The organism is Microbulbifer agarilyticus, from assembly GCF_020171345.1.
GTDB classification, from domain to species: Bacteria; Pseudomonadota; Gammaproteobacteria; order Pseudomonadales; family Cellvibrionaceae; genus Microbulbifer; species Microbulbifer agarilyticus_D.
The window spans coordinates 129,924-142,118 of sequence record NZ_JAIUZM010000004.1 but is presented as its reverse complement, the minus strand read 5'-3'; the positions used below and the strand labels follow the sequence as shown (position 1 = coordinate 142,118).

Below are 12,195 nucleotides of genomic sequence, written 5' to 3'. Positions count from 1 at the left end.
AAACCCCCAGCCCATTTCGAGCCATCTTTGAGTAGCCAGAACTCTTGGCACAGTTAATGCAGATGCTGTGTGGAGTCGTTGGGTGGGGCCGCAATGGAGCGCGGCACGCTTCCCGCCCCGGCCAAGTGGTAACCAAAGAGGTAACAGCACATGAAGTACTACTCACGTCATTTCGTAAAACCCGGCGACCTGAACCCTGCACAACGTCTGTTTGGCGGCCAGGCACTGGCGTGGATAGATGAGGAAGCGGCGATTTTCGCCGGGTGCCAGATGGGCACCGCCAATATCGTGACCAAGCTGATGTCGGAAATCGACTTCGTCAGCTCGGCGGTCTGCGGAGATATTGTGGAATTCGGCTTCGAGGTGACCGACGTTGGCCGCACCTCCCTGACCGTACACTGTGAGATGCGAAACAAACAGACTCGCGAGCTGATCGTGCGCGTCGACCGAATCGTGTTTGTGGCCCTGGATGCGGACGGCAAACCGACCCCGCACAAAAAAGCTCGCCTGAGCATGCCTAGCCCGGCAAGTACTGCCCCTGTGACTACAAGACTCGCCGGCTAATTCTTCCTGAAAAAATAAAAAAAGCCTGTGGGGATGCCCCACAGGCTTTTTGTTTTCTGCGACAGGGCGCACTTGCGCCGCAGTTACTTTACCGAAGTAGCAGTAAGGGCTGATTAGTCCCCAGCAACATTTTCGCAGTCACACTACCCAGTAACAGATCGCGCAGCTTGCTGTGGCTGAACGCGCCCATTACCGTCAGGTCGATATCGTATTCCTGTTGATACGCAATCAGCGCGTCAACCGTCTTGCCCTGCAAGTTTGCGCTGGTCACGCGAATACCGGCGTGCCCCAATGTCTCGGCACCCTGCGCCAACACCGACTCGGCACCATCACCAACATACACCAGGTGACAGTCGACGCCCTTAAACACCGGACTGGTAGCGACCATATCCAGCGCCTTGCGCGCCGACTCACTGCCGTCATACGCCAGCATGATTGAACGGGGCTCGGAAAATTCGCGGTTCACCACAAGGATCGGCTTGTGCATCGCACGTACCACCGTCTCCAGCTGCGCCCCTAGGCCTTTGTCCGACTCGCCGTGCTCCTCACCGCGAATGCCCAGCACCAGCACCCGGATGTGGTCTTCCATCTCCACCAGGGATTCAACCAAAGACCCGTGACGCTGACAGGTAATCACCCGCTCTGCACCCGCCTGCTCAGCACGGCGGCGCGCACCTTCCAGCATCTGCCGGCCCTGCTCCAGCAACAGCTTAGAGCGCTGCTGTTCCAGAGAAGTCAGCTCTTCCAGCAGTTCTTCCTGACTGCCCAGGCCAATACTGCCGGACAGGTCGGCAACCGCCGGGGTGGTTACCCGTTGGATATTGTGCAGAAGTTTGACCGGCGCCTTGGCGCGGCTGGAAATCCAGGCGGAGTAATCACAGACGGCGCCACTGTAGCGGGAGCCATCAATGCAGGAGAGTACGATGGGGTCTTTGTGTTCGGTCATTTATTATTTTCCCTCTATCACTTACCACTATACGTGTTCGTGTAGGTGCCGGCTTACAAAGTGATTCGCCGTGTATGAAGCCGAAATGCTGAATGGAAGTTTTTGAAACCGTCGGCAACAGGGACGTCGCCGACGGAGCATACAGGGATGTACTTGTGCGCTTTCAAAAACTTCCATTCAGTGTTTCGGCGCCACGGAGGTAATACAGAGCTCCCGAACGAAGCTCGCAGGCCTTAGTGTCCGCCCAGCACCTTCTCAATCTCTTCCGGCTTGTCGTGCACACCAAAACGGTCAACGATGGTGGAGCTCGCCTCGTTCAGGCCAATCAGCTCCACCTCGGCACCCTCGCGGCGGAACTTCACCACCGACTTATCCAGAGAGTACACCGCCGACACATCCCAGAAGTGCGCACGGCTCAGATCAATCACGACCTTGTCCAGCGCCTCTTTAAAATCAAACGCCGCTACAAACTTGTCTGCGGAATTGAAGAACACCTGCCCCACCACCTTATAGGTACGGCAATTCGTCTCTTCATCCAGCTCCGAGCTCACATACATAAAGTGGCTCACCTTGTTGGCGAAGAACAGCGATGCCAGCAGAACACCCACAAACACGCCGAACGCCAGGTTATGGGTAAACACTACCACAATCACCGTGGACAGCATCACCAGATTGGTAGACAGCGGCAATTTGTTCAGGTTGCGAATGGAGCCCCAGTCGAATGTGCCGATGGACACCATGATCATCACCGCCACCAGCGCCGCCATCGGGATCACCGCCACCCAATCGCTCAGGAACACCACCAGGGTCAGCAGGCCAACACCGGCCACCAGGGTAGACAGACGGCCGCGGCCCCCGGATTTCACGTTGATCACAGACTGGCCGATCATCGCACAGCCCGCCATACCGCCCAGCATACCGGCACCGATATTGGCGATACCCTGGCCCTTACACTCGCGGTTCTTGTCACTGTTGGTGTCCGTCAGGTCATCCACGATGGTCGCGGTCATCAGGGATTCCAGCAGACCAACCACTGCCAGGCCGGCGGAGTATGGGAAGATGATCTTCAGGGTTTCGAAATTCAGCGGTACGTCCGGCCACAGGAAGATTGGCAGGGTATCCGGCAGCTCACCCATATCGCCGACGGTGCGAATGTCCATACCCAGCGTCACCGCCACTGCGGTCAGCACCAGGATACACACCAGCGGCGACGGCAGGATCTTGCCCACCACCGGCACATAGGGGAACAGGTAGATAATGCCGAGGCCCGCCGCGGTCATGGCATACACATGCCAGGTCACATCGGTGAGCTCCGGCAACTGCGCCATAAAGATCAGGATGGCCAGGGCGTTCACAAACCCCGTGACCACCGCCCTCGACACAAAGCTCATCAGGCTGCCGAGCTTGAGATAGCCGGCAATGATCTGCAGCACCCCCGTCAATAAAGTAGCCGCAAGCAGGTACTGCAGCCCGTGCTCTTTCACCAGCGTCACCATCAGCAGCGCCATGGCGCCGGTGGCGGCAGAAATCATGCCCGGGCGGCCGCCCACAAACGCGATGACCACGGCAATACAGAAGGACGCGTAGAGACCAACACGCGGGTCGACACCGGCAATGATGGAAAAGGCAATGGCTTCCGGGATGAGGGCCAGCGCGACCACGAGGCCGGCGAGCACGTCACGGCGGATGTTGCCAAACCAGTCGTTTCTGGTGGACGACAACAGGGTATTGGAGAACTGCATAATCAGAGGAGCCTGTCTGGGGAGTCTTGTTCGGAGCCCTACTTTCTTTTGTCAGGAACTTTCACCAGGGGCCTTCGTCAGCAACCCTAGCCAGAAACGCCTTAGCCAGAAAATAGGGGCGCGGATTCTAGCATCTTGGGGTTGCTGGCTAAAGAACACTCAAATGATTTTGCGGCTCCGGCCGGGAATCTATCCACCGCCAGGGTCGATGTCGCCTCCTTCCACACCTGTCCGCTGCTACGGACACAGGCTGTCCGGACACATTTTGCGGACACCCCAGCAAACAGCCCCCAATCATTAAAAAATTATTTTTCTTTATTTATCAATAAGTTAGCAACAAACATGACGTTGGCACGGCAATTGCGATAAGGCCGTTGCATCCGAAAAATCCACTTTGCATCCGGGGCACAAAAACCCCGCGTCACAGTGGCAGAAGAATACAAATCGATTCAAAGCACTTGGGAACAACATGATCAGAGATACCTCCGGGCAGGACATCCAACTCGCACCACAAAGCCCGTGGAAGAACCCGCGCCTGCTCAAGCGCGCAGCCCTTGGTATTGGGGCAGCAGCGTTCGTGGTGTGGGGACTGATGAGCTGGCAGAGCACCAACGCGGTGGATGCCCGCCTGTCCCTGTCCCAGATCAATATCGCCGCGGTAGAACGCGGGGACCTGGTCCGCGACCTGGTGGTTCAGGGCAAAGTGGTTGCGGCCAATAGCCCTACCCTGTTCAGCCCGGCCCAGGGCATCGTCAAATTCGCGGTCAAGGCCGGCGACACTGTCAGCGCCGGGCAACTGCTTGCAGAGGTAGACAGCCCACAGCTGCAAAACCAGCTCGCCCAGGAAGGCGCGCTGTACAACAAGCTCAGCGTGGAACTGGCGCGGCAGAAAATTCAGGCGAAACGCCAGCGCCTTGAGAACACCCAGAAGGCAGATCTCGCCAAGGTGGACCTCGCCGCGGCGCGCCGTGAACTGAAGCGCGCAAAGATCTCCCTGGAAAAGCAGATTATTCCCCAGTTGGATTTCGAAAAGGCCAGCGACGATCTAGCGCGTGCCGAACTGGAACACGCGCAGGCGGTACAAAATGCGTCGCTGGAAAACGAGGCACTCACCTTTGAAACCCAGACCCTGCAACTGCAGGTCGACCAGCAAAAACTGCAGATGGAAGAACTGCAGCGCAAGGTCAATGAGCTGCGCATTGTGTCCCCGGTAGACGGCACCATCGGCAGCCTCGCCACCACCCAGCGCGCGGCGGTCGCCGCCAACGCGCCGCTGCTTACCGTAGTAGACCTGACCAGCTTTGAGCTGGAGGCCGCGGTGCCGGAAAACTACGCCGATGATCTGGGCCTGGCCATGGCCGTGGAGGTCACCATGGGCTTCGAAAAACTGTCCGGTGAGATTACTGCCATCGCCCCTGAAGTCATTAACAACCAGGTCATCGCCCGCGTGCGCTTCACCGATGGACAGCCCGCGAATTTGCGCCAGAACCTGCGCCTTACCGCGCGTGTACTGCTGGAAAGCCGCGAAAACGTTTTGCTGGTTAAGCGCGGCGGCTTCCTCGATCAAACCGGCGGCCGCTTCGCCTGGAAACTGAATGACCAGCAGCAGGCAGTAAAGGTGCCGATCACCATCGGTGCCTGGGGGCTCAATCAGGTTGAGATTGTTTCCGGACTGGAGATTGGCGACCAGATCATCACCTCCGCCGCAGACGAACTGGACAAGGCGCAGCTGGTTGCCCTGAAAGATTAATACCGAAGTAAAACAACAAATCCCAAACAGATTCAACGATTACGCAATTTCGAAGACAAGGAAATTTACCATGCTAAAAATGCAAAACATTCGTAAAAGTTATCGCACCGACACCATCGAAACTCACGCCCTGCGTGACTTCAGCCTCGAGGTAAACGAAGGAGAATTCGTGTCCGTTACCGGCCCCAGTGGTTCAGGCAAAACCACCTTCCTGAATATCGCCGGCCTGCTGGAAACACCCACCGGCGGCCAGTACCTGCTGGACGGTCAGGAAGTGGGCAACCTCTCCGACAGCGAGCGCTCACGTCTGCGCAATGAGAAAATCGGCTTCATTTTTCAGGGCTTCAACCTGATTCCCGACCTGAACCTGTTCGACAATATCGACGTGCCACTGCGCTACCGTGGCTTCAATGCAAAAGAGCGTCGTCGCCGCATTGAAAAATCCCTGGAACAAGTCGGTCTTTCAGCCCGCGCCAAACACCTACCCGCACAGCTCTCCGGTGGACAGCAACAGCGTGTCGCCATCGCCCGCGCCCTCGCCGGTGAACCGCGTTTCCTGCTTGCGGATGAACCGACCGGTAACCTGGACTCCCTGATGGCACGCCAGGTAATGGAGCTGCTGGAATTCATTAACGAATGGGGTACCACCATCGTCATGGTGACCCATGATCCGGAGCTGGCCCGCCGCGCCCAACGCAATATCCAGATCGTCGACGGCCAGGTGTCCGACCTGCGCCAGACCATCGCGCAGCCAGAAGCCGCCATCGCCTAAGCTGAATCCGAGAAAAGGAAACCGAAATGATCGGCTATTACATCAGCCTCGCCATGCGCAGCCTGCGGGGCACACCTATTTTGAGCGCGCTTATGATCGCCGCCATCGCCGTTGGCGTGGGTGCATCCATGACCGTACTGACCCTGAACTATATGATGTCGCAGAACGCGCTGGAGCATAAAGACAGCGTGCTCTACGCCGTGCAGTTAGATAGCTGGGATCCGAACCAAGCAGCGGACACCGCCAATGAAATTCCCTGGCAGCTCACCTACCCCGATGCGATTGCCCTGCTGCGCTCGGATATTCCTACCCGCCAGGTAGCCATGCATCGCTTCGGATTCACCGTGAATATTGACGAATCTGAGTTACGTCCGTTTACCGCCAATACCCGCGTCACCACCCGGGACTTCTTTTCCCTGTTCGACGTACCATTTGAATACGGGGGCACCTGGAACAAAGAGGCAGATACCGCTGCAGTGCAATCCGTGGTTCTCAGCAAAGAAACCAACGATAAACTATTCGGCGGTGAAAACAGTGTCGGCAAAATTGTAAAGCTGAACGGCGAACCCTTTACCGTGATCGGGGTGCTGAAACACTGGAATCCATCTCCCAAAATTTATGACCTGAACAACAACCCCTTCGCGGACTCCGAAGAGCTTTATATCCCCTTTGGATTGCACCGCAAGTTCGAGATCTACAGTTGGGGCAACACCAATGGCTGGACGAGCAGAACAGCGGAAGGCGCCGAAGGCTACGAGCGTTTCCTTCTCGGAGAGCACGTCTGGATTCAATATTGGGTTGAACTGGACAACGCCGAGCAAAGGGAAGCCTACGAACAGTTCCTTACCGGACATATTCATCAGCAAAAAGAACAGGGGCGCTTCGAACGTCCACTGAAGTTCGCATTGTCACCCCCATCCGAATGGCTGGTGCTCAATGAAGTATTGGAAAACGATAACCGCGTATTGGGCTGGGCATCGCTGGCCTTCCTGCTTGTGTGCGTGATCAATGCCGTTGCCCTGTTACTGGCGAAATTTTTGCGCAAAGCACCGGAAGCCGGTGTGCGCCGCGCCCTGGGTGCCAGCCGCAACGCAATTTTCACCCAACACCTGATTGAAAGCAGTTGTATTGGCGTACTCGGTGGTTTGTTCGGCATCATCCTCGCACTGGCTGGCCTTACCGGTATTCGTGTACTGGCTATGGGACAAGCAGACCAGATCGCCGCCATGAACTGGGAAATGATGCTGGCCGCCGTCGGACTTGCCATTCTGGCAAGCATTCTTGCGGGTCTGTATCCGGCTTGGCGTATCAGCCGAACCAACCCGTCTGTTTACCTGAAGACCCAGTAACCCGGAGACAAGGAAAAGAACATGTTTGAATTGAAACCCATGTTGTCCGCCCTCTGGCGCAACAAGGTGTCCGCACTGCTGATTGCACTGCAGCTGGCACTCACCCTGGCAATTGTAAGTAATGCCACTGTGATCGTAAAAGATCGTATGGAAAAAGTGGCGCGCCCCACCGGTATGGATGTGGGAAATATTATCGCCGCTACTTACATGCCTATCCCCACAGACTACGACATGGCAGGTGCGGTCATCGCCGACCTCGACTTGCTGCGCAACACACCCGGTGTTTTGGATGCCTCGGTAACCAACCAGATCCCACTATCCGGATCCGGCTCCGCCGGCACCTACTTCAATGAGCCCAACCAGGAAATCGGCGGCGAGAACGCCAACTATTATCAGGTGGACTCACATTTTATTGACACTCTCGGCCTCAATCTGATCGAAGGGCGCAACTTTACCCCTGCAGATGAACATGTTGTCGGCCCCAACGACCGCCATCACAGTGAAGTGGCTGTAATCAGCAAACAGTTTGCCGAAAAGCTTTTTCCCGGCGAATCCGCCGTCGGCAGGTTTTTTTATGCGGGCAACACTGACAAACCAGTGGAAATCATCGGCGTTGTCGAGCAGCACCTTGGCGCCTGGCCCGGCTGGTCCCGTGCGGGCAATGTCGTTTTCTACCCTTTGCTGGTCACCGACAATCACAAACGCTACCTGATCCGCACCGAGCCGGGTCAGCGGGACGCCGTGTTTAAAGAGGTGGAAGAACTGCTCAACAACCGCGACCCGCAGCGGGTGGTTCAGGTGGAAACTTTGAGTAAAAATTTGGAACGCACCTACATCGGCGACAACGTCATGATTAAAGTGCTGTCCCTGGTAATGGCCCTGCTCACCTTTATCGTCGCACTTGGGATCATCGGCCTGACCATATTCTGGATTAATCAACGCACCAAACAGATTGGTATCCGCCGTGCGCTCGGCGCCACACGTGCCAATATCAGTCGCTACTTTCTGATAGAGAACTCCCTGATTGCCGGCACCGGCCTGGTACTTGGCACCGCGGGGGCACTGATCATCAATCGGCTAATGGTAAGCGAGTTTTCACAACCGACACTCACATTACCGCTGCTTGCAGTGTGTGCGATAGTATTGCTGCTCGTGAGTATTACTGCCGCTCTGATGCCAGCCATGCGCGCTGCGAATGTTTCGCCGGCGATGGCGACGCGTAGCGTCTAGGTTTTGACTTACCTGTGGGAGCCTGCTTGCAGGCTCCCAAATTTTCAACACAAATCACTCAGGGAGAGTTGGACTTGGACAAGGTCCTGATTATTGACGACAACACCAGCATTATCTCTGCCTTGTCGCTGCTGTTGTCCCTCCACGATATCCAGACACTCTCTGCGATTACCCCACAAGCGGGCCTGCAACTATTGCGGGAAAACCCGGATATCAGCCTGGTTGTCCAGGACATGAACTTCACCGCCGATACCACCTCCGGCGAAGAAGGCCGTGCTCTATTTTTTGCCCTGCGTGAAATTCAGCCCGATATCCCGGTTATCCTGCTCACCGCGTGGACCCAGCTGGAAATGGCGGTGGAGCTGGTAAAGGCCGGCGCAGCCGACTATGTGGGTAAACCCTGGGATGACAACAAGCTCATCGCCACCATCAAAAACCTGCTCGAATTACACGACCTGCAGCAGCAACAGCGGCAATCCCAGAGCCGCGCCCAGCAGGCACGGGAGCGACTCCAGCAACAATTTGATTTACAGGATATCGTTTACCGCAGCCAGAACGTGCAGACCCTGCTGGAGATGGCAACGCAAGTGGCCCATTCCGATGTACCGGTACTGATTACCGGGCCCAACGGTGCGGGCAAGGAAAAAATTGCCGATATTGTGCAGGCAAACTCCAGCGTAAAAGACGGCCCTTACATCAAGGTCAACGTGGGCGCACTGCCTGAAGAACTGATGGAAGCGGAACTGTTTGGCGCGGAAGCCGGTGCCTATACCGGTGCGGGCAACAAGGTCCGCCAGGGGCGATTTGAAGCGGCCGACGGTGGCACACTGTTTCTGGATGAGATCGGCGAACTCTCCGCCAGCGGGCAGGTAAAACTGCTGCGCGTATTACAGACCGGTGAATTTCAGCGGCTCGGCAGCAGCCAGACCCGCAAGGTACAGGTACGTGTGGTTAGCGCCACCAACAGTAACCTGCAGGAAATGATTGCCGAGGGCAGCTTTCGCCAGGATTTGTTTTACCGCCTGAACGTCATTGAACTGAAGCTGCCTGCGCTATGTGATCGCCCGGAAGATATCCTGCCACTGGCTCGCGGCTTCCTGGCGAAAACGGGCAAGCAACTGAGCGCGCAGGCGCAACAAAGCCTGATGCGTTACCGCTGGCCCGGGAATGTGCGCGAGCTACAGAACGTAATGCAGCGGGCGGCGGTACTAACCCAGGGGGAAGTTGTGGAAGAGACTACCCTTGCACTTCCGGAAGATGGCCCGCTCAAGGCATCCGAACACAGCTTTGAACCCAGCCGGGAACTACTGGAGCAGACACTGGCCAATTGCAACGGCGTCATCGCCCAGGCCGCGCGCGAGCTTGGCCTTAGTCGTCAGGCACTGTATCGGCGTTTGGATAAGTATGGTATTCCTTACTGATGCAAACTCCTTCCACGCCCAAGACTTCTATCGAAGGGAAACTCTTCGCCACCATGCTGCTTTCGGTGGCTGTCGCCACGGGCTTTCCTTTTGGACTCACTCAGCTCGGCGCGCCACCGGTTCTGGCATGGAGCGGCGGGCTGCTACTGGGGCTCACCACCGCATTCCTGTTAATGCGCCCGATCACGCGAAGAATCAATCAAGCGCTGCAAAGCCTTGAAGGCGGGCTGCTGAATTTTCGCGACGGTGATTTTTCTATCTCACTGGCACTGGACAGCCATGATCAGTTTGGTGCGCTTGCCGCGCTGTACAATGAAGTGGGCGAGATCTTGCGACAGGAACGCGCACACATCCACCAGCGTGAACTGCTGCTGGATACGGTGATTCAGAGTTCGCCACTGGCCCTGCTGCTGATCGACCAGAGCCAGCATGTCATCTATGCCAACACCAGCGCCCGCCACCTGCTGCACCAGGGGCGCCCGCTGCAGGGGCATCTACTTTCCCAAATCTTGCCGCACAGCCCCAGAGAACTGGCACAGGCGATTGAGCATGAACAGGATGGGCTGATTAGCTATCTCGAGGGCGAAGCCACCCATACCATGCATATCAGCAACAGTACCTTTGTGTTGAATGCACAAAAGCACCGGCTGGTCCTACTGCGTGAAATGACGCGCGAGCTGACCCGCGCGGAAGTTCAGGTATGGAAAAAAGTCATTCGCGTAATCAGCCACGAGCTGAACAACTCGCTCGCGCCCATATCCTCGATGGCGCACAGCGGAAAATTACTCTCCGAGAAGCTCGATTCGCAACAGCTCGCCGGGGTATTCGATGTCATCGCCGAGCGCTGCAAGCATCTCACCGAGTTTACCCAGGGGTATGCGCGCTTCGCCAAGCTGCCGCCCCCGGTATGTGAAGAGGTGTCGTGGGATACACTGGTTTCCCGCTTACAGCCACTCCAGCCATTCACCCTCAGGGATACGCTGCCCAGCCGGCCGGGCTACTTCGACCCAACACAACTCGAGCAGGCGCTGCTGAACCTGCTGAAAAATGCCGCCGAGTCCGGCAGCGCACAGGAAGAGATTTCGGTGCGGATTCAGACGGACAGTCACGGACAGCTACTGACGGTAGCGGACCGCGGCACCGGGATGAGCGACCAGGTTCTGCAGCAGGCGCTGCTGCCATTCTATTCGACCAAGCCCGGCGGTGTCGGGCTGGGGTTGGCGCTGTGTCGGGAGATCACCGACGCCCATGGCGGGCAGGTGCAACTACACAACCGGGCCAAGGGCGGCCTCAGGGTAACCATCTGGCTCCCCTGGGCAGAGACAAGCTGAGTCAAAACTTATTGACCGTTCGGTTAGCCCGCTTGTGCTTCCATCGAATAGCAGCGCAGACCCTCGCTGTATAACCAGCAGCGGCCGCCTTCCGGACAGGGTGCTTCCAGTTCCAGAGGCGATGTGCCAGCAGGACACAGCTGCGCCTGCCCGGCATTACACCAGGCACCGGTGTCCAGTTGATAACAGATCGAATCATTCACCAGGCAGGCGTCTGCGGTGTGCGTCTCGGCGTGTCCCTCAAAACAGTTGCGTGGAAAGGCGGGCATCAAGTTGGCGGGTAGCGGGCGCTGGTAGAAGGCCCCGGGCGTACCGCTAAGGTCACACCAGAACCCATCCAGACTGGCTGCGTTTTCCACTCCGTCCCCGGTAGTGGCGCAACCAGCGCTCAACAAGGTAAATAGCAGGCAAAACAGGCGCAGCTTCATGATCACATCCTCTGTGATTTTTAGGTCTTGCTAGATGACCCTAAGTCCTCGCAGCGGCGCCCGCAGAATCCCGCTTACTTTTCGTAGACAATACAGCGACGGCCGCCAGAAATTTCATAGCACTGAGCCGTTGCCGGACAAATCGAACCCGGCGCCAGCTCTTCCGCATCACCCGGGCAACCGTCGTAGTTGGTCTGCTGCTCAGCTACGGGCTCCCGCGGAATCGGCGCACTGTTAGGGTAGACCACCTGATCACGTACGCTGCTCGTCCCGCAGGCCGATACCAGCGTTACTGCCGCCAACAAAGAAAATAAGGTCGTTCGCTTGTACATGGGGTCTCCTTACAAAAATGGGTGGCGGCGATGGGTGACAGCGCAAACGGATTAATACATCAGTACACGCGCATCACCGGGAAAAACCAGCAGGCCGAGCCCACCCGACTATCGCCCGAGTCGGTCGCGCACTGTTGATTGGCCGCCTGCGGAGCTGCGGAATTCGGTAGGTAATTTCCTACCTCGACAAAATTTGCACGCTGGCTCTTACTTTCAGGGCTAAAGAAAAATGGATCGTGACTGATGTCGTCCTCGTAGGGAAGGAAGATACAACCCTGTATGCACACGGTGGCGCCTAACACCACTCCTGCAATCCCTTTGCGACTCATG

General features: G+C 57.0%; 12 protein-coding genes. 7 read left to right on the top strand and 5 right to left on the bottom strand.

The genetic code is table 11. The annotated features are described in order from the left end of the window. Positions 1–150 precede the first annotated feature (150 nt). Positions 151–564 (top strand): acyl-CoA thioesterase, encoded by a 414-nt coding sequence (locus tag LCM31_RS13390; protein ID WP_222232118.1) that lies wholly within the window; start codon positions 151–153, stop codon positions 562–564. Between the two features lie 88 nt (positions 565–652). Here the strand turns inward: LCM31_RS13390 and LCM31_RS13385 are convergent, their stop codons facing one another. After that, a complete protein-coding gene (locus LCM31_RS13385; protein ID WP_224870877.1) occupies positions 653–1,510 on the bottom strand; it encodes a universal stress protein in 858 nt (285 codons plus the stop codon). Between the two features lie 233 nt (positions 1,511–1,743). Further along, positions 1,744–3,252, bottom strand: coding sequence for a SulP family inorganic anion transporter (locus LCM31_RS13380; RefSeq protein WP_404804484.1), 1,509 nt, complete (start codon positions 3,250–3,252; stop codon positions 1,744–1,746). 469 nt (positions 3,253–3,721) lie between these two features. Here LCM31_RS13380 and LCM31_RS13375 point away from each other — a divergent pair, with 469 nt between their 5' ends. The 6 genes from LCM31_RS13375 (at position 3,722) to LCM31_RS13350 (ending at position 11,105) form a co-directional block, all read left to right on the top strand. Continuing rightward, a complete protein-coding gene (locus tag LCM31_RS13375) occupies positions 3,722–5,002 on the top strand; it encodes an efflux RND transporter periplasmic adaptor subunit (protein WP_224870875.1) in 1,281 nt (426 codons plus the stop codon). 70 nt (positions 5,003–5,072) lie between these two features. Next, positions 5,073–5,774, top strand: coding sequence for an ABC transporter ATP-binding protein (locus tag LCM31_RS13370; RefSeq protein WP_224870873.1), 702 nt, complete (start codon positions 5,073–5,075; stop codon positions 5,772–5,774). Positions 5,775–5,800: 26 nt separating this feature from the next. After that, the gene (locus tag LCM31_RS13365; RefSeq protein ID WP_224870872.1) at positions 5,801–7,123 is read left to right on the top strand and encodes an ABC transporter permease; all 1,323 of its coding nucleotides are present in this window, start codon (positions 5,801–5,803) and stop codon (positions 7,121–7,123) included. Positions 7,124–7,144: 21 nt separating this feature from the next. Continuing rightward, a complete protein-coding gene (locus LCM31_RS13360; RefSeq protein WP_224870871.1) occupies positions 7,145–8,353 on the top strand; it encodes an ABC transporter permease in 1,209 nt (402 codons plus the stop codon). Positions 8,354–8,427: 74 nt separating this feature from the next. Continuing rightward, complete coding sequence (locus tag LCM31_RS13355) at positions 8,428–9,774, top strand: sigma-54-dependent transcriptional regulator (RefSeq protein WP_224870870.1); 1,347 nt, start codon at positions 8,428–8,430, stop codon at positions 9,772–9,774. Next, complete coding sequence (locus LCM31_RS13350; RefSeq protein ID WP_224870869.1) at positions 9,774–11,105, top strand: sensor histidine kinase; 1,332 nt, start codon at positions 9,774–9,776, stop codon at positions 11,103–11,105. Before LCM31_RS13355 ends, LCM31_RS13350 begins: the two co-directional genes overlap by 1 nt. Before the next feature lie 23 nt (positions 11,106–11,128). Here the strand turns inward: LCM31_RS13350 and LCM31_RS13345 are convergent, their stop codons facing one another. The 3 genes from LCM31_RS13345 to LCM31_RS13335 form a co-directional block, all read right to left on the bottom strand. Then, the gene (locus LCM31_RS13345; protein WP_224870868.1) at positions 11,129–11,533 is read right to left on the bottom strand and encodes a hypothetical protein; all 405 of its coding nucleotides are present in this window, start codon (positions 11,531–11,533) and stop codon (positions 11,129–11,131) included. 74 nt (positions 11,534–11,607) lie between these two features. After that, positions 11,608–11,865 carry a hypothetical protein gene (locus LCM31_RS13340; RefSeq protein WP_224870867.1) on the bottom strand — a complete coding sequence of 86 codons (258 nt, stop codon included), beginning with the start codon at positions 11,863–11,865 and terminating at the stop codon, positions 11,608–11,610. Between the two features lie 59 nt (positions 11,866–11,924). Continuing rightward, positions 11,925–12,194, bottom strand: coding sequence for a hypothetical protein (locus LCM31_RS13335; RefSeq protein WP_077406152.1), 270 nt, complete (start codon positions 12,192–12,194; stop codon positions 11,925–11,927). Between the last annotated feature and the right edge of the window lies 1 nt (position 12,195).

Bases quoted from the DNA above. Each gene is read 5' to 3' on its own strand.
- LCM31_RS13390 (WP_222232118.1), top strand. From the start codon at position 151: ATGAAGTACTACTCACGTCATTTCGTAAAACCCGGCGACCTGAACCCT.
- LCM31_RS13385 (WP_224870877.1), bottom strand. From the start codon at position 1,510: ATGACCGAACACAAAGACCCCATCGTACTCTCCTGCATTGATGGCTCC.
- LCM31_RS13380 (WP_404804484.1), bottom strand. From the start codon at position 3,252: ATGCAGTTCTCCAATACCCTGTTGTCGTCCACCAGAAACGACTGGTTT.
- LCM31_RS13375 (WP_224870875.1), top strand. From the start codon at position 3,722: ATGATCAGAGATACCTCCGGGCAGGACATCCAACTCGCACCACAAAGC.
- LCM31_RS13370 (WP_224870873.1), top strand. From the start codon at position 5,073: ATGCTAAAAATGCAAAACATTCGTAAAAGTTATCGCACCGACACCATC.
- LCM31_RS13365 (WP_224870872.1), top strand. From the start codon at position 5,801: ATGATCGGCTATTACATCAGCCTCGCCATGCGCAGCCTGCGGGGCACA.
- LCM31_RS13360 (WP_224870871.1), top strand. From the start codon at position 7,145: ATGTTTGAATTGAAACCCATGTTGTCCGCCCTCTGGCGCAACAAGGTG.
- LCM31_RS13350 (WP_224870869.1), top strand. From the start codon at position 9,774: ATGCAAACTCCTTCCACGCCCAAGACTTCTATCGAAGGGAAACTCTTC.
- LCM31_RS13345 (WP_224870868.1), bottom strand. From the start codon at position 11,533: ATGAAGCTGCGCCTGTTTTGCCTGCTATTTACCTTGTTGAGCGCTGGT.
- LCM31_RS13340 (WP_224870867.1), bottom strand. From the start codon at position 11,865: ATGTACAAGCGAACGACCTTATTTTCTTTGTTGGCGGCAGTAACGCTG.
- LCM31_RS13335 (WP_077406152.1), bottom strand. From the start codon at position 12,194: ATGAGTCGCAAAGGGATTGCAGGAGTGGTGTTAGGCGCCACCGTGTGC.